The sequence below is a fragment of the Blautia sp. MCC269 genome, from assembly GCF_018785655.1.
Taxonomy (GTDB): domain Bacteria; phylum Bacillota; class Clostridia; order Lachnospirales; family Lachnospiraceae; genus Blautia_A.
The window spans coordinates 95,986-122,161 of record NZ_WQQE01000013.1; the positions used below are offsets into that span (position 1 = coordinate 95,986).

At 44.5% G+C, this 26,176-nt stretch carries 19 protein-coding genes; 17 read left to right on the plus strand and 2 right to left on the minus strand.

The window, feature by feature from the left end; genetic code table 11:
* Nucleotides 1-48: 48 nt before the first annotated feature.
* The 7 genes from GPK88_RS05345 to GPK88_RS05375 all read left to right on the plus strand — a co-directional run bounded on the left by GPK88_RS05345 (nucleotide 49) and on the right by GPK88_RS05375 (nucleotide 8,620).
* Nucleotides 49-483, plus strand: a complete 435-nt coding sequence (locus GPK88_RS05345; protein WP_173771104.1) for a 6TM ABC transporter family protein — start codon at nucleotides 49-51, stop codon at nucleotides 481-483.
* Entirely contained in the window at nucleotides 480-1,586 is a 1,107-nt protein-coding gene (locus GPK88_RS05350; protein ID WP_173771106.1) for a hypothetical protein, read from the plus strand. Before GPK88_RS05345 ends, GPK88_RS05350 begins: the two co-directional genes overlap by 4 nt.
* A 36-nt stretch (nucleotides 1,587-1,622) precedes the next feature.
* Nucleotides 1,623-2,507: a diadenylate cyclase CdaA gene (gene cdaA / locus GPK88_RS05355; RefSeq protein ID WP_148445034.1), complete on the plus strand. Its 885-nt coding sequence runs from the start codon at nucleotides 1,623-1,625 to the stop codon at nucleotides 2,505-2,507.
* Nucleotides 2,488-3,792 carry a CdaR family protein gene (locus GPK88_RS05360; protein ID WP_148445033.1) on the plus strand — a complete coding sequence of 435 codons (1,305 nt, stop codon included), beginning with the start codon at nucleotides 2,488-2,490 and terminating at the stop codon, nucleotides 3,790-3,792. The genes cdaA and GPK88_RS05360 overlap by 20 nt, the downstream gene beginning before the upstream one ends.
* Nucleotides 3,793-3,827: 35 nt before the next feature.
* Nucleotides 3,828-4,091 (plus strand): HPr family phosphocarrier protein, encoded by a 264-nt coding sequence (locus GPK88_RS05365; protein WP_148445032.1) that lies wholly within the window; start codon nucleotides 3,828-3,830, stop codon nucleotides 4,089-4,091.
* 50 nt (nucleotides 4,092-4,141) lie between these two features.
* Nucleotides 4,142-6,919 carry a L,D-transpeptidase family protein gene (locus GPK88_RS19325; RefSeq protein ID WP_173771110.1) on the plus strand — a complete coding sequence of 926 codons (2,778 nt, stop codon included), beginning with the start codon at nucleotides 4,142-4,144 and terminating at the stop codon, nucleotides 6,917-6,919.
* Nucleotides 6,920-7,126: 207 nt separating this feature from the next.
* Nucleotides 7,127-8,620 (plus strand): GH25 family lysozyme, encoded by a 1,494-nt coding sequence (locus tag GPK88_RS05375; protein WP_252197686.1) that lies wholly within the window; start codon nucleotides 7,127-7,129, stop codon nucleotides 8,618-8,620.
* Between the two features lie 65 nt (nucleotides 8,621-8,685).
* Here the strand turns inward: GPK88_RS05375 and GPK88_RS05380 are convergent, their stop codons facing one another.
* On the minus strand, nucleotides 8,686-9,024 hold the full coding sequence (locus GPK88_RS05380) for an EamA family transporter (protein WP_173771115.1): 339 nt from the start codon (nucleotides 9,022-9,024) through the stop codon (nucleotides 8,686-8,688).
* Nucleotides 9,017-9,367 carry an EamA-like transporter family protein gene (locus tag GPK88_RS05385; RefSeq protein ID WP_148445028.1) on the minus strand — a complete coding sequence of 117 codons (351 nt, stop codon included), beginning with the start codon at nucleotides 9,365-9,367 and terminating at the stop codon, nucleotides 9,017-9,019. Before GPK88_RS05385 ends, GPK88_RS05380 begins: the two co-directional genes overlap by 8 nt.
* 171 nt (nucleotides 9,368-9,538) lie before the next feature.
* On the opposite strand from GPK88_RS05385, the gene GPK88_RS05390 reads away from it, so the two are divergent.
* The 10 genes from GPK88_RS05390 (at nucleotide 9,539) to GPK88_RS05435 (ending at nucleotide 26,172) form a co-directional block, all read left to right on the plus strand.
* Nucleotides 9,539-10,471, plus strand: coding sequence for a glycosyltransferase family 2 protein (locus GPK88_RS05390; protein WP_148445027.1), 933 nt, complete (start codon nucleotides 9,539-9,541; stop codon nucleotides 10,469-10,471).
* Entirely contained in the window at nucleotides 10,471-11,442 is a 972-nt protein-coding gene (locus GPK88_RS05395) for a hypothetical protein (protein ID WP_173771117.1), read from the plus strand. The genes GPK88_RS05390 and GPK88_RS05395 overlap by 1 nt, the downstream gene beginning before the upstream one ends.
* Entirely contained in the window at nucleotides 11,439-12,731 is a 1,293-nt protein-coding gene (locus GPK88_RS05400) for an ATP-grasp domain-containing protein (RefSeq protein WP_173771119.1), read from the plus strand. The genes GPK88_RS05395 and GPK88_RS05400 overlap by 4 nt, the downstream gene beginning before the upstream one ends.
* Before the next feature lie 78 nt (nucleotides 12,732-12,809).
* Nucleotides 12,810-13,940, plus strand: a complete 1,131-nt coding sequence (gene rffA / locus GPK88_RS05405) for a dTDP-4-amino-4,6-dideoxygalactose transaminase (protein ID WP_148445025.1) — start codon at nucleotides 12,810-12,812, stop codon at nucleotides 13,938-13,940.
* An 18-nt stretch (nucleotides 13,941-13,958) separates the two neighbouring features.
* Nucleotides 13,959-15,269 carry a D-alanyl-D-alanine carboxypeptidase family protein gene (locus GPK88_RS05410; protein WP_148445024.1) on the plus strand — a complete coding sequence of 437 codons (1,311 nt, stop codon included), beginning with the start codon at nucleotides 13,959-13,961 and terminating at the stop codon, nucleotides 15,267-15,269.
* A gap of 16 nt (nucleotides 15,270-15,285) precedes the next feature.
* Complete coding sequence (gene rfbC, locus GPK88_RS05415) at nucleotides 15,286-15,843, plus strand: dTDP-4-dehydrorhamnose 3,5-epimerase (protein WP_148445023.1); 558 nt, start codon at nucleotides 15,286-15,288, stop codon at nucleotides 15,841-15,843.
* A gap of 11 nt (nucleotides 15,844-15,854) precedes the next feature.
* Nucleotides 15,855-16,661 (plus strand): ABC transporter permease, encoded by an 807-nt coding sequence (locus tag GPK88_RS05420; protein ID WP_021976723.1) that lies wholly within the window; start codon nucleotides 15,855-15,857, stop codon nucleotides 16,659-16,661.
* A 105-nt stretch (nucleotides 16,662-16,766) separates the two neighbouring features.
* The gene (locus tag GPK88_RS05425) at nucleotides 16,767-18,095 is read left to right on the plus strand and encodes an ABC transporter ATP-binding protein (RefSeq protein WP_021976722.1); all 1,329 of its coding nucleotides are present in this window, start codon (nucleotides 16,767-16,769) and stop codon (nucleotides 18,093-18,095) included.
* A 14-nt stretch (nucleotides 18,096-18,109) separates the two neighbouring features.
* Nucleotides 18,110-23,749, plus strand: a complete 5,640-nt coding sequence (locus tag GPK88_RS05430) for a glycosyltransferase (protein ID WP_173761781.1) — start codon at nucleotides 18,110-18,112, stop codon at nucleotides 23,747-23,749.
* Nucleotides 23,725-26,172, plus strand: coding sequence for a glycosyltransferase family 2 protein (locus GPK88_RS05435; protein WP_148445019.1), 2,448 nt, complete (start codon nucleotides 23,725-23,727; stop codon nucleotides 26,170-26,172). The genes GPK88_RS05430 and GPK88_RS05435 overlap by 25 nt, the downstream gene beginning before the upstream one ends.
* The last annotated feature ends 4 nt before the right edge of the window (nucleotides 26,173-26,176 follow it).

Genomic DNA, 26,176 nt, shown 5'->3' on the forward strand with positions numbered 1-26,176 from the left:
CAATAAATTTGATTGCAGTTAAATAAGAAAGCTTATGAGGAGTTATTTATGGTAAATGAAGAAAAGGTGAAGATCATGAATCGTCTTGCCATGTATGAGCATGGAGAAGGCAGGAAATATCTTCCGGTAAGCAGGTTTTACCGGAGTGATTATATTGGTCTTGCACTGATCAAAAATTTCTTTCTGGTAACCATCGGTTATGCGCTGCTGCTTGCCGGAATTGCTGCGTATTTCAGTGAATATCTTATGGACAATGTGAATAAGATTAATCTGGTTGCAGTAGGAATTTATGTCATAGTCGGTTACCTGATCGTACTTATTGCGTATTCAGTACTGACCTACATCCAGTATTCTGTAAAATATTACCGTGCCAAGAAGAGCGTAAAGGAATATTATCAGGATCTTACCAGACTGGAAAAAATCTACGGACGGGAAGAGAAAAGAACTCCTGCCCGGAGAAATGCAGGAGGACACAGAAAATGACAGCTTTACTTGAAATGAAACAGAATATCAAGAGATTTTATGGACAATATGAAGTATATATATTGCCGGTTCTGAAGTTTGCCCTGGCGTTTGTCTATTTTCTCTGGATTAACAGCAATATGGGCTATATGAAACAGCTGGATAATATTTTTGTAATCCTGATTCTGGCACTGGTTTGTTCAATCCTTCCTACATCTGTAATGATGTTTATCGGATTTGCGATGATGATCGGACACTGTTATGCAGTAGGTGTTGAAGTTGCGGGATTTATGCTTGTGCTGATTCTTTTTATGATGATTTTGTTCCTGAGATTCAGCAAATCACAGAATCTGGTGCTGATTCTGACACCACTTTCCTTTGGGTTCAGCGTTCCGGCCCTTCTTCCGTTAAGTGCGGGTCTGCTTGGCAGCGCTGTTTCAGCACTTCCGGCAGGATGTGGAGTGGTGATTTATTATTTTATCCGTTTTGTTCATGCACAGTCTGCGGCGCTTAGTGATCAGGGAACGGAGATTGCAGAGAAACTGAAACTGCTTTCTGACGGACTTGTCCAGAACTGGGCGATGTGGATTACCGTAATAGCATTTGTTGTAGTCGTTCTGCTGGTGAATCTTCTCAGAACGAGAGCTTTTGACTATGCATGGAGAATAGCAATCATTGTAGGGGGCGTGACATATATTCTGATTATCCTTGCCGGAGATTTTTGCCTTGATGTGACCGTATCCATGATACCGATGATTTTTTCCACCGTGGCTTCGGTTCTTGTTGGATTTGTGCTGGAATTTTTTGTATTTGGCGGAGATTACAGCAGAACAGAACGGCTGGAATATGAAGATGACGAATATTATTACTACGTAAAGGCTGTTCCGAAGGCTTCCGTATCAACTTCTGAGAGGAGTATCAAGAAGATTAACGCAGAGCCTGTACGAGAAGAAAAGAAGAAAGAAGACAGGGTGGTTTTCCGGGATGAGGATTTTTCAGAACGTAAAGATCCCAGAAACGTATCAAGAATGGAAAATTTTGAAAATACAGTAAGTGAGAAACCCCAGGAAATTGATGAGATTGATTTCGAAAAACAGCTGGAAGAATCACTGAAAGACCTTTAAAAATTTTAGGAAGATCAGAAAGAAAGGAGGAGACTTATGCAGAATACACTGTCAGTTCTGGCCGGATATCTTGGGAAAATTTCACTTCCGGGGCTTGGTGTGATTGATATTATTGAGATTGGACTGATTTCTTTCTTTGTATATCAGTTTATGGCCTGGATTAAATTTACACGGGCATATACGCTTCTTAAGGGTATTCTGATAGTCCTTGGTTTTATTCTGATCGCCTACATTTTCAAAATGAATACAATCCTGTGGATTTTCCGGAACCTGGCCAATGTGCTGGTGATTGGTGTAATTGTAATTTTTCAGCCGGAGCTGCGGCGTGCCCTGGAACAGCTGGGACAGAAAAAAATTGTTTCCACAATTATTCCCTTTGATACCGGAAAAGAAGTACAGGAACGTTTTAACGATAAGACCATTAACGAGCTGGTTAAGGCATGCTTTGATATGGGTGAAGTTAAGACCGGTGCACTGATTGTTATTGAGGAAGAAATACGTCTGGATGAATATGTGCGTACAGGTATTAATATTGACGGTATTCTTACCAGTCAGCTTCTGATCAATATTTTTGAGCATAATACTCCGCTTCACGATGGTGCCGTAATTGTCCGTGGCAACCGTGTGGTTGCGGCAACCTGTTATCTGCCTCTTTCTGATAATATGGAACTGAGTAAACAGCTGGGAACAAGACACAGAGCTGGTGTGGGAATCAGTGAGGCTACAGATTCCCTTACAATCATTGTTTCAGAGGAAACCGGACAGGTTTCCGTTGCACAGGGAGGAGAACTCTCCAGGGGGCTTAACAGCAAACAGCTTCGTGAAGTTCTGGTTGCAGCTCAGAATAAGAAAGTGGTTGACAACAGCAAACTGCGAAATCTGCTGAAAGGGAGAGTGAAACATGAAGAAAAATCTGACTAAAAACATCCCTTTGAAAATTATGTCCGTCATTGTGGGCATTCTTGTATGGCTGATCGTGGTAAATGTTGATGATCCTATTGTTACAAAAGGTTTTGTGATTTCCGACGTACAGATTATCAATGAGGCTTATGTAGATCAGCTTGGTGAAATGGTTATGCAGGATGACAGCGAAAATACCGTACGTGTATATATTACGGGATCCCGTAAGACTGTAAACCGTATTACCTCAAGTGATATTAAGGCAGTTGCAGATCTGCAGCAGGCACAGTCTACAGATACCGATCCGGTGATGATTCCCATTACAGCCACCTGTTCCGGAATTCTTGCGGAAAATATCCGGGTGTCACCACAGAATCTCAGCGTACATCTCGAAAAAAAGGTGACCAAGGAGTTTGCGATCAATGTAAGCAGTGGAGACAGTAAGCCGGCACAGGGACTGGAAATTGCTTCACTTACAGCCAACCCGGAAAAAGTCAGGGTTACAGGACCGGAGTCACTTGTTGGTAAAATAGATAGTGTGAGCGTAGACGTGAGCTCCAAAGTTGATGGAATTGATCAGGATACAACGATCACCAACGCGGAGCTGACGATTACGGATAAGAATCAGGATACCCTTTCATCCAATTCCATGAGTTATCTGAAATTTGACAACAACGGAAAAGTGAATGTCACCGCAAAACTTTGGAAGGTGCGTTCCGATATTCGCATCAGTGCAGGATATACCGGAGAACCGGCAGAAGGTTATGTGGTGGACAGTGTTACGACTGTGCCGGAGACGTTCAGCGTAGCCGGAAGCGAGGAGGCTCTGAATAATCTGAAACTTCAGGGAAATACCATCTATCTCGACAGCGAGAATGTGGATATTTCAGGAAAAAGTAATGATGTAGAGAAAAAAGTTAATCTGTCAGAGCTCCTTCCGGATGGACTGAAGCTGACATCTGGCTCCAGCGCAGATCTCTGGATTACCGTGAATATCCTGCCGGAAGGCAGTAAGATATACAGTTTCCCGACGGAGGATATTAAAGTAAAAGGTCTGCCGGATAATCTTCAGCTGGCGTTTGAAGTCGCGGATATAGAGCTGAAGGTTCAGGCAGAAGACGGAGATCTGTCGAAGTTTGATCTGAAATCGGTGGGTGCGGTTCTTTCCATGGACGACTGGGAAGAAGGAAGCTATGAAGTGCCGATTAAGATCAGTCTTCCGGATGGATATAAGCTTCTGGAAGATGTAACCGCAGAGATCAAGATCTCCAAAGTTTCCAATGTGGACAGTGGAAACAGTCAGTAACAGATAAGAAACACTATACAAGGGAGACATTCGTAATGTTAAGTTATCAGGTAACGGTCAGAAACCCATCAGGGCTTCATCTCCGCCCCGCAGGGCTCTTATGCGGCGAGGCAATAAAATATAAATCTTCCATAACATTTCAGCATGACGGTGGCACGGCGAATGCCAAGAGTGTGCTGAGTGTACTGGGAGCCTGTGTAAAAAGGGGAGATGAGATTACCTTGATCTGCGATGGTGAGGATGAGCAGGCGGCGCTTGATGCGCTTGTGGCTCTTATTGAGAGCGGATTGGGCGAATGATACGGTAACAATATCAATCATTAACAGCAGCATGAGCAGGAGGGATTATTGTGAAGAGAAGAGTTGTGGCAATCGTACTCAGCCTTACGTTGTGCATGGGTGGTACACTGGAAGCCGGAGCTGCAGCTTTGGGCAGCGCACAGGTGCAGGCAGCAGAGACCGGCACAGACGTGACAGCGGACAGTTTTGGTGATGAAGCAGAAACTGTACAACAGCCTCAGACAGAAGAGGAACAGACAGATACGGCAGAGGAAGATGGAACTGTAGATATATCAGGGGACACAGTAGAGACCCCGGATATTACAGAGACTCCGGATGTGACAGAAACACCGGATATCACAGAGACACCGGATATCACAGAAACACCGGAAGCAGATACAACAACTCCGGCGGATGAATTCAGTGCAGGAGAAGTGCAGGAACTGGAAGATCCGTCTGTAAAAGATACAAAAACACAGAATACCGATGACGGAGCTACAGCGGCAGTCGTTTCGGAGGGTGCAGAGCTTGTAGATGGTGTGGTTATTGCCAAGAGCAGTGACTGGGAATCTGACAGCATGGGATTCAGACTTCTCAAAAAGACAGCTTCTGATGAGGTGGTGCCGGCAACAGAATCCGGAAATCAGACAGAAGAACAGACGGACAGCAGCACGGAAGAAACTCCGGCAGCCGTTTCCGAGGATGCAGCTGACAGCAGTGATACAACAGATTCAGCAGAAACAACAGAAACAGAAAATACACAGGAGGCTGTACAGCCGGAAGTTTCAACAGAAACAGCTGAAGAGACCGAAAATGCTTCAGTTGAAAATCTGGCTCTGGATAATGGTGAAACAACAGAGGCAGCAGAATCTGATTCAACCGTTGCAACTACGGAAAAGAGTTATTTTACATCCGCAGATGGTCTTCTGAAAATCAATACCGATGGCCATGTCGGATATTATCTTTTCAATGAAAAAGGATATCTGATGACAGGACGTGTAACACGTGAGCCAGGCGTAGATGGTTATACCGGAACCAAGAAAGTGGAATGGTACCTTCTTGAGAAGGATAAAGCAACTCTGTATACAGGATGTGAAGGCCAGGAAATCACACCGTGGACTTCCAATCTTGGACAGCAGCAGAGAAAATACTGGCTGTGGACAGGAACAACTTTCCGCTATTACAGCTCAGCCGGCAATTATATGACGGTAGAAGAATGTAATATTTACGGAAAAGTCTATAAAATTGGAAGTGCCTATTATACACTTGCAAAAAATGGTGCACCACGTGTTGGTATCATTAAACTGACAACCGGTTCCACGACTTATGAATATTACTTTAAACCGGCATCCAAGAGTGGAGAGATCCCAGGAAAACTTTTCTACGGCGGATGGACCTATGTGCTGAACAGTAAGAAGGAAAAACGTTTCATTTACTGCAGTCCGAAGTCATCCACACGTGGACAGATCATGAAACATGGTGTTTATGTATCCAAGGTAATGTCCAAGAAATATCTGTATATGCTGAATTCCAGCGGCTATGTTATGAAGAGCACAATGGCAAAGGCCGCAAACAAGAATAATGCATATTATATTACAGACAGCAAAGGCCGTGTAATCAAACAGAAACTCGTCAAATATAAAAATGGATACAGATATTACTTCGGAAGTGATGGAAAGAGAGTTACCTGGAAAAACTGCTGGCACAGCTGTCCGGGAGCTTCCAACAAGATTTATTATTTTGGAAGTACTCCGGGAAGAGTTGTTGAAAAGCACGGATGGCAGAAAGTGACTGATACAAAGGGTAAATTCTTCGGCTGGTTCTACTTTGACAGCAAGGGAAATCATTATAAGAGCCAGATGCTGACAGCAAAGAGCTCCGGAAAGAGCTATTACTTTAACAGCACAGGACAGCTGGTAGGTGGTAAAACCAAAATTGGCAGCAAATATTACTTCTTTGCTACTTCAGATTCCAAGAACCATCGTGGATGGATGTACAAGAATACACTGATCCGTTATCAGAATAAGTGGTACTATGCAGACAAGAACGGTGTCCTGAAAAAGAGCGGATGGCAGAAATCCGGAAAATACTGGTATTATTTCAGTAATTATACAGCAGTAACCAATAAATCCATGAAGCGTGGTTCTGTAAACGGTTATCTGGACAGTCAGGGACGTTTTTCAACAGGATGGGTAATTTTCAGCGATTACTATGATCAGGTAAAATATATCGATCCGGATACAGGTTCCAAATATCTGACCAATACAAAACGCTGGATTGACGGTAAACTCTATTACTTCGATAAGAATGGATACCGTCGTAACGACCTTACTTCTATTTATAAAGGACCGTATTATCTGGAAGTAGATAAGACCAATGGTGTTATGACTGTTTATACAGATTCCAGTAAGAAGATTCCGGTTAAGACAATCCGTGTTTCCGTAGGTCTTGCCGCAACACCGACTTGGGATGGTACATACAGACTGAGCCGCAGTCTGAGATGGCAGCCGCTAATGGGACCGTCCTGGGGACAGTACGGAACACATGTTGACGGATGCGGACAGGGTGGTATTTTCATTCATTCTGTAGCTGGTGCAACAAAGAGTGTTTACAATCTTCCGGCAGGAGAATATCTGAAACTTGGTCAGCCGGCATCTCATGGATGCATCCGTACCTGTGTTGCAGATGCAAAATGGGTATATGAGAACTGCAATGGTTCTACAATCCATATTTACAGCAGTGGTAAATACAGCAGCAACGAATCCTTCAAGGGACCGTTAGGCCGCAGACCACTTGCCACATTCCGCGGAGATGGAAGTTTTGACCCGACCGACCCGGAAGTGCCGTGATTTTGAATATCTATTAAGTAAATAACAGAAGGCCGGTGATCAGCCAGTGAGTTGACACCGGCCTTCTTTATGCCATCAGAAAATACTTGGCAATAAGTCTTTACTTTCCATTTTATGGCGGTATAATAAATTCATCTGACAACTGATTATGATGATGGGAAAGGAACGAAGATGAAAAACTGGAAAAGATGGCTGGCAGCAGGGTGTATGGCAGCATTGTTAGGGATCGGAACAATGGGGACTACAGCGATGGCAATGGGTGGCGGTGGAGTGGACCGCAGTGATACCGTTGCTGAGGAAGAACGAATTGAGAAAGTTCCCAGTGGAAAAGCAACACAGAATTCCACAACCAGTTCCAAAGCATGGAAGAAAATCAACGGTGTTTGCTATAATGGAAGCGGGCAGAAGCTGGAAGGAGCAATTACAAGAGGCATCGATGTTTCCGAATGGCAGGACACCATTAACTGGAGTAAGGTAAAAAATGATAATGTGGACTTTGCGTTTGTAAGGATTTCCTACGGATTAAATCATCTGGATAAGACCTACGATTATAATATGAAACAGACAGAAAAAGTAGGGCTTCCAGTGGGAACTTATGTATATAGCCTTGCAACTACCACACAGCAGGCGATGAAGGAAGCACAGCTTGCGATTAAAAAAATGGACGGATATAAAGTTTCTTATCCGGTAGTGTTTGATATTGAGTATGAAAAAATGCGAAGCCTTTCTGCATCCCAGATTGCAAGTATTGCCAGAGCATTTTGCAATGAGATCAAAAAAGCAGGATATTATCCGATGATCTACTGCAACACAGACTGGTATGACAATAAGCTTGATTGGAGTAAAATGACCGGTTATGATGTCTGGCTTGCGAGATATGGCGACAAGATTCTTGCACCAGACAAGAAAAAATACAAATATACAATCTGGCAGTCAACGGATGGTGATGGTGGCGGATATCTGAAGACAACCAAGGGACTGATCAGTGGAATTCCAAGTTATTCTACGGTAGATGTTGATTTCGGATATGTGGATTACACAAAAAAAATTACTCCAAGATGGCATGCACAGAGCAGCTATAAAGCCTCTACAAAACCGGATACTTCCTCCGGAAAAACCGGATGGTACACAGAAAACGGAAAAAAATTCTATTATCTGAACGGTGTTAAGAAAACCGGCTGGGTTACCGTAAGTGAAAAAAACTATTATATCGATAAAACAAATGGAATGTACAAAAGTAAAAAAATTACGGATTCCAAAAATGTGGTGAGATATGTAGACAAATACGGTGTGATGGTAAAGAGCAGGTGGATAACCGTAAGTGGTAAGAAATACTACTTTGACAAAACCGGAAAAGCGTTAAAAGGCATGAAAAAAGTAGGCAAGAATTACTATTATTTCCAGACAAAATATGGTTATATGATGAAATATGTAAGGTATATGAACAGCAATGATGATGTCTATTATTTTGGTGGGGATGGCATCATGGTTAAGAGTGTATTTTATACATGGAGCGGAAATAATGAAAAACATACTTATTATTTCATGTCGGATGGAAAAATGTGCAGATCCTGGTTGACACTTAATGGAAAGAAATATTATTTTGATCCGGATACAGGAATTATGTATAGAGACTGTACTCTGAAGATAAAAGGCAAGAACTATACCTTCAATTCCAAAGGTGTATGCACAACGAAATAAAAAACAGCAGTAAAAAAAATGGCAGTGTAATCCGCAACTGCCATTTTTTTGTCTGTCATGGAAAATTATAAGGTATAAATCAGAATTCCTACAATAATAATCAGATTTCCGATGATTTTTCCGCGGGTGATTTTTTCCTTCAGGATGCTCCAGGAAAAAATCAGTACAAAGACATAAGTGGCCGTATCAATCACAGGCCCGAACTTCATATCGACTCTGGTATAACACCAGGTATTTAAGAGAAGGACTCCGAAAAAGATACCATAGGCCAGGATGACTCTCCAGTTCAGGTATTCCCTGAGAGGATTTTTGTAAGTGATATTGGCGCTCTGTTTCAGAAGAACCTGTGAAATTGCGGAAAAAAAGGTTCCTGCCAACATAATCAGCATAAAAGTTCTATTCATATTTCTGCACCGTCCAGACTCCGATTAGAACAATCAGGATACCGATAATGTTCTGAATCGACAGATTTTCGTGAAAAATGATCACAGCCCATACCTGGGACCACAGAAGATAGACGCTTTTGTTTGCGTAGGCTGTGGAAAGGGAAAATTTTTTGATTACCTGCTGCCATGCAATGGCGTAAATTCCACAGTTTGCGATCATAAGAAAAAGAAATACATAGAGAAGTGGGCTGGTAAGCCCTTCTTTATTATAATAAACCGATGCAAATTTGGAAAAAACGCTGGTAAGAGAAAACAGCAGGATATTCAGATGAAGCTGAATGTAATCTTTGAGTTTTGTCATGTTTCCTCCATATAAAATAAGTTTTGGAATGCGATAGCTGATAATCAATATAGCGCATTCGTCTGCTTTATGCAAGAAAATGTTTGAGCAATGTAACGGTTTACAACAGGAATTGAAAATGATAAGATTAAACGATAAGTGTCAACTGATACAAAAGAGAGGGAAAAAACTATGTGTCTATATTCAGTGGTTGTTCCTGTATACAATTCAGAACATACGCTGCAGGAACTGTACACTCGCCTGGAAAAAGTTTTCCGGGAAACAATAAAAGAAGAATTTGAACTGATTCTGGTAGATGACGGATCAAAGGACCGTTCTTTTGAGGTGATGAAAGAACTTCGTGATAAGGATTCCCGTGTGAAAATCATCCAGATGGCAAGAAATTTCGGCCAGCATCCGGCGCTTCTGTGCGGATTTGCTCATGCAAAAGGGGAATTCATTGTGACCATGGATGATGACCTTCAGCATCAGCCGGAAGAACTTCCGAAGATGATCAATGTCATGAACGAGCGGGATGATGTGGATGTGATTATTGCAAGTTATGAAGGCCGGAAACATAACCTGATTCGTAAGCTGGGAACCAAATTATCTGTCTGGGCTACTTCCAAAATGCTTGGAAAAGACCCGGATCTTCAGATCACCAGTTACCGTCTGATCCGCCGCTTTCTGGTAGAAGCCATGCTGAAGACCAATACATATCTTCCGCAGATCGGCAATCTTCTGGTTTTAAGTTCCAATCGAATTATCAATGTGCCGGTACAGCATGCAGCCCGTGCCTATGGAAAAAGCGGATATTCTTTTCGCCGTCTTGTGAAAGACCTGATCTATGATATCACAGCACATACGGCATTTCCGCTTCTTATGGTGCGGAATATCGGAATCGCAAGTTTTCTGGTAAGCCTTTGCCTGGCGATTTACTATCTGGTCCGCTATTTTATGTTCGGAATCTCTGTGGAAGGATGGACATCCCTGATGCTGGTAATGCTGGCATTCTTTGGGCTGACGCTGCTTTCCATTGGAATTATCGGAATTTATCTTATGAATATCCTCAATGAGGCGAAGAAGATGCCACATTATGTGATCCGTCAGGAGGAAACAGACTGATGAAAAAAGAAATCGGCGGTTACCTGGAGCTGGAGGAATCCACAGGCCGGGGATATTATCCGGAACTTTTTGGGGTAAACCTTGGAAGAACCGCACTTCTCTGGCTGATGGAAGCCCGAAACTGCAAAAAAATTTATCTTCCCACGTATCTTTGTGATTCTGTAACCGGAGCCTGTGAGAAAACAGAAGCGGAAATTGAATTTTATCATATGGATGAAAAATTACGTCCGCTTTTTCCAGAAAAGAAGCTTCCGGAGGGCGAATATCTCTACCTTGTAAATTACTACGGACAGCTGACTGATGACAGAATCCTGGAATATAAGGGGATTTACGGAAACATTATTGTGGATCATACCCATGCGTTTTTTCAGAGACCGCTGCCTGGCGTGGATACTTTGTATTCCTGCCGGAAATTTCTGGGTGTCAGTGACGGGGCGTATCTGTCAACAGATGCAAGACTGAATCCGGAAGCGAAACCGCTGGATCATTCCATGGGAAGGCTTGAGCACATTCTGGGCCGATATGAATATGATGCCGGTACTTTTTACCAGAAGATGCTGGACAATGCGGCAGACTATCATGAAATGGAAATCCGCCGCATGTCACGACTGACCGGAAATCTTCTCCATTCCATGGATTATCCTTATATAAAAGCAAAAAGAGAAGAAAATTATCATTTGCTGGCAGAACTTCTTCCGTCAGAAAGTATTTTTAATGAAGTGGTTCCGGAAGGGCCTTTTGCCTATCCCTATTATCATAAGGACGGACTGGCACTTCGAAAATGGCTGGCCGGCCGGAAGATTTTTGTGCCGACTTACTGGCGGAATATTATTGATCATTTTGGTGAAGATACCATGGAATATGACTGGGCCGCCAATGTCCTTCCGCTGCCCTGCGACCAGAGATACGGAGAGGAAGAAATGCGTTACATTGCAGATTCCATAAGAGAATGGGAGGAAACAAAAGCATGAAACACCGACTGCTGATACTGGGAACTCTGGGTGAGTTTGTACAGCTTGTATGTAAAGCCAGGGAAAAAGGATACTACACCATTGTCTGTGATGGATATCCGGATGGCCCGGCAAGAGAATTTGCGGACGAAGCGTATCAGATTCCGGTAACAGACACGGAAAAAATTGCAGAACTTTGCCGGGAAAAAAAGATTGACGGGATCATTACGTCTTTTTCTGACCTGCTTCTGGAATGTATGGTAAAAATTGCAGACAGGGCAGGGATTCCCTGCTATCTGAAACCGGAACAGCTTCCATGGTACCGTGATAAATCCCGGACAAGGGAACTTCTTCAGGAACTGGGACTGCCAACCCCCGGATTTCAGAAAATCCCCACAGCAGTGCTGAAAGATCCGGATAGAAAGTTAAGGCTTAAGGAGCTGCTTAAGGGGCTTCGCTACCCGGTAGTCAGCAAGCCTCTTGATAAATACGGTTCCCGTGGAATCTATATATCTGAAAATCTGGAAGAACTTATAAAAGCAGCAGAAAAAACAGCGGAATTTTCTGATATGCCGGAGATTCTTGTGGAAGAATATAATGATGGTTATGAATTTAATATGATGACCTGGGTCAGAAATGGAAAGGTGCATGTAATCAGCATTGCAGACCGCGAAAAAACATCTGTCGCAAAAGGGGAAATTCCTGTCAGTACAAGAAACGTTTATCCGTCCAGACTGATGTCAGAAGTGGAAAAACCTGCAACGGAACTTCTTCAGGCATATGTGAAAAAAACAGGCCAGAAAGAAGGCGCACTTTCCATGCAGTTTTTCTGGAAACTGGGAGAGGGGATTCAGGTCTGTGAGATTGCGGCCCGTTTTTTCGGATACGAACATGAACTTACTGATATGGTATACGGATTTAATATGGAAGAATTTCTTCTGGCTTCGCTGTATGACCAGGAAAAACTTGACCGTATACTGGCAGAACATGATATTCATAAGCCGCAATGCTGTGGCGCTGTGATCTATTTTCAGGGAAGGCTGCTGACAATCGCAGATCAGTCTGCGGCTGTCCGGCTCGGCCAGAAAAAAGAAGTACAGAAGCCGTGGATTTTTTATGAAGAAGGGGAAACCGTGATTGAGCATGGCCCCAACCCATATCTGGCTCTGTACTATGTAAAAACAGAAAACAGACAGGAAATGGACCGTCTGACACAGGAATTTTACCGGGATATGCATATTTTGGATTCTTACGGAAAAGAAGTTGCATATCAGAACCAGATTCCCGATTATACACCGGCAGAAAAATAGGCATTGAATTTGCAACATGAGTGTGAGAAAATGGAATGTACAGTTAATGTAGAAAAATAGAAAATAAAGAGGAAATACATGATTGATTTTAACAGACCTGCGTTTACAGGCAAGGAATTCGAGTATATCCAGGATGCGGTGAACCGAGGAATGCTCTGCGGTGACGGAATCTATACCAAGAAATGTTCCGCATGGATGGAAGAACGTTTTCATGTGGGTCATGTGATGCTTACGACCTCCTGTACCCATGCACTGGAAATGGCGGCGTTTCTTGCGGACATCCATCCGGGAGATGAAGTAATCATGCCGTCTTACACTTTTGTGTCAACAGCAGATGCTTTTGTACTGCGCGGAGCGAAGATTGTGTTTGTGGATATCCGTCCGGATACTATGAACATTGATGAAAAACTGATCGAACAGGCGATCACAGAAAAAACCAGGGCAATTGTTCCGGTTCACTATGCGGGAGTTGCCTGTGAAATGGATACAATTATGGATATTGCCAGACGGCATAATCTGAAAGTTGTGGAAGATGCAGCTCAGGGTGTGGATGCCTACTATAAAGGAAAAGCACTGGGAACCATCGGAGATTTTGGCTGCTACAGTTTCCATGAAACGAAGAATTACACAATGGGAGAGGGTGGCGCAATTCTGTTCAATGGGGATCAGTATCAGGAAAAAGCTGAGATTCTCAGAGAAAAAGGAACAGACCGCAGCAAATTTTTCCGCGGGCAGGTGGATAAATACCGCTGGATGGATTATGGGTCTTCGTATCTGCCCAGTGAACTGAATGCTGCATATCTTTATGCTCAGCTGGAACAGCACAAAAAAATCAGTGACAAGAGAATGCAGATTTATAACTTCTATAATGAAAATCTGAAATTTCTTGCGGAAGAAGGCAAGATCGAACAGCCCTACGTTCCGGAAGAATGCACGCACAATGCACATATGTATTATATTAAAGTTCATGATATCAAGGTGCGTACCAGACTTCTGAAATATCTCCGTGAAAAAGAAATCTGCAGCGTGTTCCATTATGTGCCCCTTCATTCCGCACCTGCGGGAAAAAAATTTGGAAGATTTTCCGGGGAGGATGTTTATACAACAAAAGAAAGTGAACGTCTGATGCGCCTTCCCATGTTCTATAACCTGGATATGGAGGATGCGAAGAAAGTCGTTGATGCCATTGCTTCTTTTGATGGCTTCTGATAAGAGAAGGGATAAATTATGAAAAAAATAAAAAAACTGTTTGTGGTTCTGGCAGCAGGGATGGCGTTGATGCTGCCGGTACAGGCCATGGCTGCGGTAGATCTCAATGCAAAATATGAGATCAGTACCAACCAGATTCAGGGATGGCCTGCAGGACCGGAAATTATTTCAGATACCGGTATTCTGATGGATGCAGATACCGGAGTGGTTCTTTACAACAAAGGTGCGGATGAGCAGAGATATCCGGCAAGTATTACCAAGATTATGACATTGCTGGTGGCAGTAGAGAATTCCACCATGGACGAGCAGGTGACCTTTACAGAAACCGGAGTGCGTAACGTAAATGCGGATTCCAGCAATATCGGTACGCAGGTGGGAGAGATTCTTTCCATGAAGGATTGTCTGTATGCACTGATTATCCAGTCTGCCAATGATGTTGCCGCACAGATTGCGGAACATATCGGCGGCACAGAGCAGGCGTTTATTGATATGATGAATCAGCGCGCACAGGAGATCGGATGTACCAATACGCATTTTGCCAACTCCAGCGGACTTCCGGATGACAACCATTATTCTTCCGCAAAGGATATGGCACTGATTATGCGAGAAGGCCTCAAAAATGAGGATTTCCGTACGGTAATCGGCACTGCAGATTATGTTATCGAACCCACCAATATGAATACCCAGCAGAGAATTCTGCATACCCATCATCCGATGTTTGCTCCGGAAAGCGGATTTTATTATGATGGCTGTATCGGAGGAAAGACGGGAACTACGGTTGCGGCCGGACATACACTTGTCACTGCGGCAAAAAAAGACAATACCACGTATATTGCGGTAACCATGCGTGCCGCAGATCTGGCGAATTCCTGTATGGATACTACGGCCATGTTTAACTACGGTTTTGAGAACTTTACAAAAACAGAAGTGGATGGCGGAAGTGTACTTCTTCCAAAGGGAACAGAACTTGCTTCCCTGACCACGAAGGCGGAGAATATTGACGGAAAAACAGAAACCAGTTATTATTTTGGAGATTATCTGATTGGAAGTGCCAGTGTGGCGCAGGCGACACCGTCACCAACACCGGAGCCGACTACTGAGGCAGAAGACAGTACAGAAGCCGACAGTACCGGAACAGATATTTCGACAGAGGATGAAAGCGGACAGACGGAAGCAGAGAATACGACGGAAAAAAAAAGCGTGCCTGCCATGCGTAAAATCCTTCTTATGATTATGGGTGCTATGATTCTGATTCTGATAGCCCTTCTTGCGGCTCTCGGAGTGAAAGAAAAGAAACATAAAAAGAAACACAAAAACAAACATAAATAGAAAAGGAGAAAGAAAAATGGGAAAAATAAAAGTAACACAGTGCGGAGATATTGAAGGACTGAAAGTGATCGAGCCAACTGTTTTTGGGGATTCCAGAGGATATTTCATGGAAACTTACAATTACAACGATTTCAAGGAAGCCGGAATTGATGTGGAGTTTGTTCAGGATAACCAGTCCAGCTCCCGTTACGGTGTTCTCCGCGGACTTCATTTCCAGATCAACTATCCGCAGGACAAACTGGTACGTGTGGTAAACGGAGAAGTGTTTGACGTTGCAGTTGACCTTCGTGAGGGTTCCAAGACTTTCGGAAAATGGTACGGCGTTGTTCTTTCTGCTGAGAACAAGAAACAGTTCTTTATCCCGAAGGGATTTGCTCATGGATTCCTGGTACTTTCTGAGAATGCGGAGTTCACCTACAAATGCTCTGATTTCTATCATCCAAACGATGAGGGCGGACTGATCTGGAATGACAAGGACATCAATGTAGAGTGGCCGATCCCGGAAGGCATGGAGCTTATTTTCTCCGACAAGGATCAGAAGTGGGGAAGCTTCCAGGAATATAAGAATCGATAAGGAATTACAGAATGAAGAAAATATTAGCTTTGCCGGCAGAGCTGTACCAGAATCGAAAGCTGGTTTTAAGCCTTGCAAAAAATGATTTCAAAACAAAATATGCAGGATCCTATCTTGGCATTGTCTGGGCATTCATCCAGCCTATCGTGACGATCCTGGTCTACTGGTTTGTATTTTCCGTGGGACTGAAAGCCGGAACTGTATCGGATTATCCTTTTGTACTCTATCTGGTATCCGGTATCGTGCCGTGGTTTTTCTTCCAGGATGCGTTAAACGGTGGAACCAATGCACTGATTGAGTATAATTACCTTGTAAAAAAGGTTGTATTTAAGATCAGTATTCTTCCCATCGTGAAGATCATTTCCGCACTTTTTGTGCATGTGTTTTTTGTAGTGTTCGCACTTATTTTGTGCGCATGTTATGGATATACACCAAGTTTATATACACTGCAGATCATTTATTATTCCATCTGTACCTTCCTTTTGGTACTGGGGCTTGTGTATGCCACAAGTGCAATCGTCATTTTTTTCCGTGACCTGACCCAGATCATCAGCATTTTTCTCCAGGTTGGCGTATGGCTTACACCGATCATGTGGGATATCAATATGCTGTCTTCACATCCATGGCTGATCAAGCTGTTCAAGCTGAATCCGATGTACTATGTAGTTACGGGTTATCGTGATTCCATGCTTGGTCATGTCGGAATCTGGAACCATGCTTCATGGACGATCTATTTCTGGGTGGTTACGATCCTGCTTTTCGGACTGGGATCTGTAATATTCAAACGTCTGAAACCGCATTTTGCAGACGTTCTTTGATCGAATCAGGGAAGTCTCCTGCGGAAACTTGCTCAGTACGCAGAAAAACAGCAAAACGGCGACAGATTGTGAGAGTGAACGATTTACACAAAAGTGAGGTTAAAAATGGCAGAAGATATTGCGATTTCAGTAAATGATGTCAGTAAAATGTATAAACTTTACGATAATCCCATGGACCGTCTTAAAGAGTCTCTGGGATTATCCAGAAAAAAGAAATATAAAGAGCACTATGCTCTGAACCACGTATCTTTTCAGGTGCATAAAGGGGAAACAGTAGGAATCATCGGAACCAATGGATCTGGTAAATCTACGATCCTGAAGATCATCACAGGCGTACTTTCTCCTACAGGTGGAGAAGTTTCCGTAAATGGAAGGATTTCCGCTCTTCTGGAGCTTGGAGCAGGATTTAACGGAGAATATTCCGGACTTGAGAATGTATATCTCAACGGAAGTATGATCGGTTTTTCCAGAGAGGAGATTGATGCCAAGCTGCAGTCTATCCTGGATTTTGCAGATATTGGAGAGTTTATCCATCAGCCGGTAAAAACATACTCCAGTGGTATGTTCGTGCGTCTGGCTTTTGCGGTGGCCATCAATATCGATCCGGAGATCCTGATCGTTGATGAGGCGCTTTCCGTAGGTGATGTATTTTTCCAGGCAAAATGTTACCGGAAATTCGAGGAGTTCAAGGAAATGGGTAAGACCATTTTGTTCGTAAGCCACGACCTGAGCAGTATCGGAAAATACTGCGATCGGGTTGTTCTTCTCAACAAAGGAGAAAAGCTTGCGGAAGGTGGCGCCAAGGAGATGGTCAATCTCTACCGTCGTGTGCTGGTGAATCAGTATGATGATGCAGATCTGGAGGAAGGTGCAGAGAATGCAGAAGCAGGGCAGGATGGTCAGCTGACAGATGGCACAGCTGGAGAAAATGTGTCGAAAAAAGAGCATGCCGGAGGCGGCAGGGCTATGAAAGACAGCCTGAATCTGAATCCGAAGGTTCTTGAGTATGGCAGTAAGCTTGGAGAGATCGTGGATTTTGCGATCCGGGATGATACCGGAATGATTACAAATGTGATCGAAAAAGGTAAAGAATTTTCTGTTCAGATGAAGGTACGCTTTCAGGCAGATGTCAATGACCCGATTTTTGCATTCACACTGAAAGATCTGAAAGGTACGGAAATCACAGGAACAAACACCATGTATGAACACACTCCTGTGAAACCGCAGAAAGCCGGTGATGTGCGGGAGATTACTTTTAAACAGATAATGCCGCTGGAGGCAGGAGAATATATGCTTTGTCTGGGCTGCACAGGATATAAAGACGGCGATTTTACCGTATTTCACCGGCTTTATGATGTGTGCAATCTGACGGTGATCACAGATAAAAAAGCAGTGGGATATTTTGACATGTTTTCCAAAGTATCTGTGAAATAAGTGGAGGAACTACTATGGCGGAGTTGAATTTAGATTATTATACGGCGAAGGATCATTATTCCGATGGGGATATCGAGGAAACACTTCTGAAAATGGCACAGGAAGGGAAATCGTTTGAGGACCTGCCGGAGGATGAAGTGAGTTTTCCCATTGTCTATCATTTTTCCGGACTGCGGGAGAATATTTTAAGCTGGTACCCTCTGAAAGAGACGGATTCCGTTCTTGAGATCGGAGCCGGATGCGGAGCTATTACCGGAATGCTTTGCCGCAAGGCCGGGCATGTGACTTCAGTGGAGCTTTCCAAGCGTCGTGCAGACATAAATTATGCAAGAAACAATGATAAAGAAAATCTCACGATCATGGTTGGAAATCTCAACGACATGACTTTTCCGGAGAAATTCGACTATGTGGTAGTAAACGGTGTTCTGGAGTATGCCATGAGTTTTACGGAAGGAAAAACTCCTTACGAGACATTTCTTCAGCGTATGGGTGCATACCTGAAACCGGAGGGAAGACTTCTGATCGCCATCGAGAACCGACTGGGACTGAAGTACTTTGCCGGAGCACCGGAGGATCACACAGATCTTCACTTTTTCGGAATCAACGGATATCCGGGAAATCAGTCTGTGCGCACCTTTTCCAAGAATGAACTGGGAGAGCTGCTGGAAAACAGCGGCTTTCCTTTTCTGCACTTTTATTACCCGTACCCGGATTACAAATTTCCTACAGAAATTTTTACAGATGAGAGCCTTTATACCAATTCCTATGGAAGAAACTATCCGGTGTACACAGATAAGACAGCGGATCTTTTCTCAGAACATGCAGGGGTAAAAGCTTTTGAAAAAGAGAAGATCCTGAGCAGTTTTGTGAATTCTTTCCTTGTGGAGGCCGGAAGAACAGAAAGACAGGAGAAGGAAGAAATTCTCTATGTAAAACTGAATCAGGAACGAAAGGAAAAGTTTCGGCTTCTGACAAAGATCGTTCGTGAGAACGGAGAGGTCCGTGCAGAAAAAGAGGCCATGGTGCCTGAGGCAGAGTGGTTCCTGAAGACCCTGGAAAAGCTTGGAGCGGAAAAAACAGGCTCTGATAAATATAAAAATCTTCCATGCAAGGCAGAAAACGGAAAAGTCAGCTATCCGCTTCTTACCGGAAAAACTCTTCATCAGGAAATCGCTGAACTTGCTCATGAAGGAAAAACCGGGGAGCTCAAAGGACTTCTTAAGAATTTCCATCGGGATTTTTTCCAGTCCCGCAGGATCATGGATTACAGAACGAAAGAGTTCTGTGAGGTATTTGGAAAATATCCCGGAAGAACAGATTATGAATGTGTCTGCCCTGCCAATGTGGATCTGATCTGCAGTAATATTTTCATGGGTGAAAGCCAAAATCAGATCATTGATTATGAATGGATGTTTGATTTTCCTGTACCGGTGAATTTCATTATGTGGCGTCTGATCCATGAACTGTATACTCATATTCCGGAGCTGCCACAGCTGATACATGAAGATGATATGATGGCAGAATTTGAAATCGGTTACACAGATTATGAGATCTTCATGAAATGGACCATGCATTTTGTTTATGAGTATGTTGGATGTGGATCCCTGCTTCCGTTTGAACAGAAAAAAGTACCGGTTTCCGTAACAGAGCTGGTGAACAGAGAAAGAGAAAAACACCAGATGCACAGTAAGATTTACTATGATCTTGGTGAGGGCTTCTGTGAAGAACATACGCTTTATGCAGAGGGAAAACTTACAGGAAACCGTTTTCGGGTGGATTTTGATCTTTCCGAAATTGAGGGGATAAAGAATCTCCGATGGAATCCGGCAAACGGTCATTTCCTGAAAGTAAAAGTAGAGCGCCTGGACTGCGGATGCAGTGCAGAACTTGTGCCGCAGGGTGTTCATATGAAGGTGGACAACAGTATAACCGCATTTTTTACAACCGATGGTTTTTATCTTATTCACGTTACACACCCGGAAAATGTAGATAAGATCGTAATTGAGGGAAAACTTGACTGTCTGGAGCTTCCGGATGTGGAAAAGCTTCTGGCATTTGAAAAAGAACGGGAAGTACGCAGGGAACAGGAAAGAGTTAAAAAAGAGGCCGAACGTGCAGCAAAACAGGCGGCGGAAGAGGCAGCCCGTATGCAGGAAGAGGCACTGCGTCATCCTGGCAAAAAAGCTCAGGTGAAAAGGCTGGTCAAAAAAGTTCTCCATTATCATACAGAGCCAGCAACTGTGATGGGAGTGGAGGCAACTCCTACCTGTATGGGAAGTGTTGATTTTTTCCATTATGAAAATGGTACTTTAAATGCCATTGGCTGGGCATTTGATCCTACATTTGCTTCCATGGGACAGCCAAGGATCGTATTTTATCAGGGAACACAGAAGCTTCAGGAAGCTTCCTGTACTACGATCTACCGTACGGATGTAGCCAATGCCATTGGAAAGCCGGAGGCGGAAAGTGCGGGATTTTCTTTCCTGGCAACGGTTCTTGCGCCGGCAGAGATTTCTGTTTTTCTGGAATACGGAACAGCAGCAGATACCGGAAGATTCCTCATTGGAAAGATTCCCGGAACCAGAGATCAGAAGGAACTTCTGGTATATGCCATTGAAGATCCGAAGAGTATCGGAAATCTCCGCCACTTCAAACAGCGTTATGTCCGCAGTGTGAGAAAAGATTATCCACAGGCTGTTTATCAGCAGAAGGTGGATGTGATCGTGCCGGTTTATAATGGTCTGGAGTATTTTGACGCCCTGTTTTCCGGAATTGAGAAGACAAAGGTTCCGTATCGCCTGATCATTGTAAATGACAAGAGCCCGGACTTGGAAGTAGGAAAATATCTGGAAAAATATGCCGCAGAGCATGACAATGTGGTACTTCTTAACAATGAGACCAATATGGGCTTCCTTCCGTCTGTAAACCGTGCGTTAAAGATGGCGGAAAATCACGTTGCCCTTGTAAATACAGATGTGGAGGTTCCGGAAGAATGGTTGGAGCGCCTGATGCTTCCGATCTTCGCAAAGGAAAAGATCGCCACCACCACACCGTTTACCACCTGCGGAACCATCTGCAGTTTCCCGGATTTCTGCCGGGATAACAAACTGTTTGAGGGAATGCCGCTGTGGGAGATCGATGATGAATTCCGCATGATCCGCCCGCAGTATCCATCCATGCCTACAGGTGTGGGATTCTGCATGGGTATGAACCTGAAAGCCATCAGAGAAGTCGGACTTCTGGATGAGGAGAACTTCGGAAAAGGCTACGGAGAGGAAAACGACTGGTGCCAGCGTGCCATAGCTGCAGGTTATGAGAACGTACATGTGGATAACCTGTTCGTATATCACAAACACGGTGGAAGCTTCCCGTCCGAGGAGAAACAACGCCTTCTGAAAGAGCACAGCGACGCACTGCTCCGCAAACATCCGGATTACAACAAGGATACCGCAGACTACTGCAGAAGAGATCCGCTCCGTCCGGTAAGACTTTATGTGGAGATGAAACTTCTCAATAAGAAGCTGGATGTGCCTACCATTGTGGCCTTTGACCATGATCTGGGCGGCGGAGCTACGGCTTATCTTGTGGAGAAAAGGCGTCTGGCACTGCGGGAAGGATACCGTTTTGTGACCATCCGCTATAATATCGTAAGCAATCGTTTTTACTTTACTTATCAGTATAAGCAGTACGAGATGGAATTTTTTGCCAATGATCTGGAAACTGCACTTGACGAGCTGATGCGTGTGGACGAGATCTGGATCAACGAGCTTGTAACTTACCAGAATCTCTACGAAACCCTGGAGCGTATCCTGCGTCTTAAGAGAGAGCAGGGGGCGAAGATCCTCATGCTTCTTCATGACTTTTTCGCCCTTTGTCCGGCAGTGAACCTGATCGATGCCAGGGGAAAATACTGCGGCGTGCCATCCTGTGAGGTCTGCGACAAATGCGTTCCGGACAACCGCAGCAATGCCTGCACAGAGTACGGAAGTGGAACTCTCTGGCGTACAAAATTCCGTGAATTCTTACTGAACTGTGACGAGATCCGTGCGTTTTCCGATGATACGGCGAAGCTGTTCAAGCGTGCTTATCCGGATGTATACAATCTCCATGTGATTCCGCATGCACCACATTATCTTCCGGCAGTGAAGAAAACCAGAAAGACCACAGAGACCTTTAACATTGGCCTCATCGGTGTGCTCTGCTATAAAAAAGGCCTGGAAGTTGTGAAGGCGCTTGTAAAATATATCGAAGAGAATGATCTGAACATCCGTCTGAGACTGATCGGTACTTCCGACGAAGAGATCGAAAGCCCGGTATTTTCCCAGACTGGAAGATATACAAGAGAAGAGATCCCGAGACTTACCCTGGAGCAGGATATTGACATGTTCCTGATCCCGTCCGTATGGCCGGAGACTTTCTCCTACACAACTTCCGAGATCATCTCCATGGGCTTCCCGGTAGCCGTACTTCCGGTAGGTGCACCTGTGGAACGTGTGAAACGTTATGAGAAAGGCCTTGTCCTTAAGAATGAGCAGCCGGAAAATATTGTGGAAGAGATGATTTCCCTGTGGAAAACTCTCGGCGAAAATGAATTTCCTGTGGAAAACCGCAAGATTCTTTTCGTCGGGGAGGAAATCTCCTTTGCATCCAGATATCGTGTGGAACATTTCCGGGAACAGCTGATCCTTAACGGATATGCATCGAAATTTATCCAGATGGACCAGACAGAGCAGGAGAACATCGAGGAATATACGGCAGTTGTGATGTACCGCTGTAGCAAACTTATGGAAGCGGAGATGCTGGTCAACCGGGCGAAAGCAGCCGGAATCCCTGTTTACTATGATGTGGATGACCTGGTATTTGATTACGAAAAAATCTCCGGGCTGCATTTCCTGAAGGGAAGCGAGTACAGCGATTTCCGCACAACCACAGACCGTATCCACGGATGTATGGAATTCTGCGACGGATATTTCACATCCACGGAAACCCTGGCTGGTGAGATCCGGGAAGAATTTCCGGGAAAACCGGTGGTCATCAACCGTAACTGCATGAGCATGGAGATGGAGGTTCTGTCCCACGAAGCAGTGGAGCAGACAGACAAAGATAAAGACCGGATCTATATAGGATATTTAAGCGGTTCCAAGACCCATGACCAGGATTTTGCCCAGGTGGAAGCCGCACTTCTGGAAGTGATGCAGCGCCACCCGGAGGTTTATCTGAAACTGGTGGGCGTGCTGGATGAATCCGGAATGGAGCCGGTACAGAACCGTATTGAGAAACTTCCGTTTATGGACTGGAGACAGCTGCCTGGCGTGATCGCAGGGCTGGACATCAATTTGATGCCGCTGGAGAACAGCCTGTTCCACTGTTGCAAGTCCGAAAACAAGTGGACGGAGGCAGCACTTGTAAAAGTTCCAAGTGTCATGAGCCGCAACCGTGAGATGGAATATGTGATCGAAAACGGAAAAGACGGCTGGATGTGCGCCACGAAAGAAGAATGGGTCAGTGCCCTGGAATCTCTGGTAACGGATGAGAAGGCCAGAAAAGCCATGGGAGAGGCGGCACATGAGAAAGTCATGGAACATTACCTGACAGAGAATACCGGAAAGGACGCAATGGAGGAATTGTTATGCAGCGAGAGCTATACGAAGTAGAAAAAGACAGGTTTGACCTGAAGGACAGTTCCCTGTATCACCTTCAGGGAACCTGGCCGAAAGACCATAAGCCGGAAGCCGTTCTTGACGGGGAAAAACTTCCGGCAGCCATCAGTGCCCAGGAGCGTGTCAGCGCCCTGGAGCGCTTTAAAGATCTGGATCTGGTAAACGGAGAGCGTGTACAGATGGAGATCTGTCTGCCGGATCTGGAAGGCAAAAAGAAGCTTGTTGTTTATGCAGTAAAAGGCGGAAAACGCATCCAGTGGTTTTCTGTTTCTGCAGCGCAGCTTTACAAAAAGCAGGGAAAACCGCAGTACTTTATCGAAAGTATTGAGGTGGAATCCGGGGAAAAAATCTGCCGTGTCCGTGGATGGGCAGCTTTTAACCGCCCCTTGACCATCCGCCTGGAAGATCGCAGCCGGAAGGAGATCCCCTGCGAGATCACCAGACTGAAACGTGTGGACGTGCAGAACCAGTACCAGGAAACAGAAATTGATGAGAAGAGCGGATTTTTCTTTGAATTCCATTATGACAGTGTGAAGGAATTCTATATTGTATTTGAGGCCGGCAATGTGCGGACACTTCGTCTGGTACATCTGCAGCCACAGAAGCGCCTTGCGGAGAAAGCTGCCGTATATTTCCGGAAAGGAAGCCGCTACATGAAACTTCACGGGGCAGCAGCCCTCACCGGAAAAGTTTTCGGAAAAGTGATGAACCGGAAAAATCGTCCTGTGGATTATTCCAAATGGATCGTGAAGCACCTGCCGGATAAGGCTGAACTTGCGGAAGAAAGAAAAACAAAATTTTCCTGGAATCCAAAGTTCAGCATTGTGATCCCGCTTTATAAGACTCCGGAGAAATATCTCCAGCAGCTGGTGGACTCTATTGAGGCTCAGACTTACGGAAACTGGGAGCTTTGTCTTTCCGACGGAAGTGGGGCAGACTCCCCTCTTACCGATTATCTCGCCGGACTGGAAAAAAGCGATGAGAGAATCCGTGTGATCCGTAATGAACAGGCACTTCAGATCGCAGAGAATACCAATGCGGCTATGGAAGCGGCAACCGGAGATTTTATCGTATTTGCAGATCATGATGATGAGATGACACCGGACGCCCTGTTCCAGTGTGTGAAAGCACTGAATGAGAATCCGGAGATCGAGGTTTTGTATTCCGACGAAGATAAGATGTCCATGGATGGTCATAAATTCTTCCAGCCTCATTTCAAACCGGACTTCAATATCGACCTTCTGTGTACAGTAAACTACATCTGTCACCTTTTTGTTGTGAAAAAAGAGATCGTGGATCAGATCGGAATGCTGAAAAAAGAATTCGACGGTGCACAGGATTACGATTTTGTATTCCGCTGTGTGGAAGCTGCGGGAAGAGAGAAGATCCATCATATCCCCAGGATCCTTTACCACTGGAGATGCCATGAGGATTCCACAGCCGAGAATCCGGAGAGCAAGATGTACGCTTTTGATGCAGGCGCACGTGCCATTAAGGCTCATTATGACAGGATCGGCGTTCCGGTAGAGATCAAAAAGGGCGAATATCTTGGTCTTTACCGCACGAAATTCCTATGGGAAGAAAAACCGCTGATATCCATCATCATTCCTAATAAAGATCATATTGATGATCTGAAAAGATGTATTGATTCCATTGAAGAAAAGGCGACTTACCGCAATTATGAGTATGTGATCGTGGAAAATAACAGTACGGAAGAGGAGACTTTTGCTTATTATAAAGAGCTGGAAGCCTCCAATCCGAAGGCTCATGTGGTGTACTGGGATGGTATTTTCAACTATTCTGCTATCAACAATTTCGGTGCGGCCCATGCCAAAGGTGAGTACCTGCTTCTTCTCAACAACGACACGGAGATCATCAGTCCGGACTGTCTGGAACAGCTGCTGGGATACTGTATGAGACCAGATGTGGGAGCTGTGGGAGCACGTCTCTATTATGAGGATGATACTGTGCAGCATGCAGGTGTAGTCATTGGTTTCGGCGGCATTGCCGGACACTGCTTTGTGCAGCAGAAGAGGGATGCTACCGGATACTGCCACAGAATCATCTGTGCCCAGGACTACAGTGCAGTAACAGCAGCCTGCATGATGGTAAAACGTGAGGCTTTTGAAAAGGTTCATGGATTAAGCGAAGAATTCCAGGTTGCCTTTAATGACATTGATTTCTGTCTCCGCCTTGGAAAAGCCGGATATCTGGTTGTATACAATCCTTACGCGGAGCTTTATCACTATGAGTCCAAATCCAGAGGTCTTGAGGATACACCGGAGAAGGTGGCAAGATTTAACCGTGAGATTGCTTCCTTCGAAAAACACTGGCCGGAAATCCTCCGTGACGGAGATCCTTACTATAACCCGAACCTTACACTGGAGAGCCAGGATTTCTCTCTGAAGCGGATATAGGAGG

Excerpts from the sequence above, each read along its gene's own strand:
- GPK88_RS05345 (WP_173771104.1), top strand. The coding sequence starts at position 49 with ATGGTAAATGAAGAAAAGGTGAAGATCATGAATCGTCTTGCCATGTAT.
- GPK88_RS05350 (WP_173771106.1), top strand. The coding sequence starts at position 480 with ATGACAGCTTTACTTGAAATGAAACAGAATATCAAGAGATTTTATGGA.
- cdaA (WP_148445034.1), top strand. The coding sequence starts at position 1,623 with ATGCAGAATACACTGTCAGTTCTGGCCGGATATCTTGGGAAAATTTCA.
- GPK88_RS05360 (WP_148445033.1), top strand. The coding sequence starts at position 2,488 with ATGAAGAAAAATCTGACTAAAAACATCCCTTTGAAAATTATGTCCGTC.
- GPK88_RS05365 (WP_148445032.1), top strand. The coding sequence starts at position 3,828 with ATGTTAAGTTATCAGGTAACGGTCAGAAACCCATCAGGGCTTCATCTC.
- GPK88_RS05375 (WP_252197686.1), top strand. The coding sequence starts at position 7,127 with ATGGCAGCATTGTTAGGGATCGGAACAATGGGGACTACAGCGATGGCA.
- GPK88_RS05380 (WP_173771115.1), bottom strand. The coding sequence starts at position 9,024 with ATGAATAGAACTTTTATGCTGATTATGTTGGCAGGAACCTTTTTTTCC.
- GPK88_RS05385 (WP_148445028.1), bottom strand. The coding sequence starts at position 9,367 with ATGACAAAACTCAAAGATTACATTCAGCTTCATCTGAATATCCTGCTG.
- GPK88_RS05390 (WP_148445027.1), top strand. The coding sequence starts at position 9,539 with ATGTGTCTATATTCAGTGGTTGTTCCTGTATACAATTCAGAACATACG.
- GPK88_RS05395 (WP_173771117.1), top strand. The coding sequence starts at position 10,471 with ATGAAAAAAGAAATCGGCGGTTACCTGGAGCTGGAGGAATCCACAGGC.
- GPK88_RS05400 (WP_173771119.1), top strand. The coding sequence starts at position 11,439 with ATGAAACACCGACTGCTGATACTGGGAACTCTGGGTGAGTTTGTACAG.
- rffA (WP_148445025.1), top strand. The coding sequence starts at position 12,810 with ATGATTGATTTTAACAGACCTGCGTTTACAGGCAAGGAATTCGAGTAT.
- GPK88_RS05410 (WP_148445024.1), top strand. The coding sequence starts at position 13,959 with ATGAAAAAAATAAAAAAACTGTTTGTGGTTCTGGCAGCAGGGATGGCG.
- rfbC (WP_148445023.1), top strand. The coding sequence starts at position 15,286 with ATGGGAAAAATAAAAGTAACACAGTGCGGAGATATTGAAGGACTGAAA.
- GPK88_RS05420 (WP_021976723.1), top strand. The coding sequence starts at position 15,855 with ATGAAGAAAATATTAGCTTTGCCGGCAGAGCTGTACCAGAATCGAAAG.
- GPK88_RS05425 (WP_021976722.1), top strand. The coding sequence starts at position 16,767 with ATGGCAGAAGATATTGCGATTTCAGTAAATGATGTCAGTAAAATGTAT.
- GPK88_RS05430 (WP_173761781.1), top strand. The coding sequence starts at position 18,110 with ATGGCGGAGTTGAATTTAGATTATTATACGGCGAAGGATCATTATTCC.
- GPK88_RS05435 (WP_148445019.1), top strand. The coding sequence starts at position 23,725 with ATGCAGCGAGAGCTATACGAAGTAGAAAAAGACAGGTTTGACCTGAAG.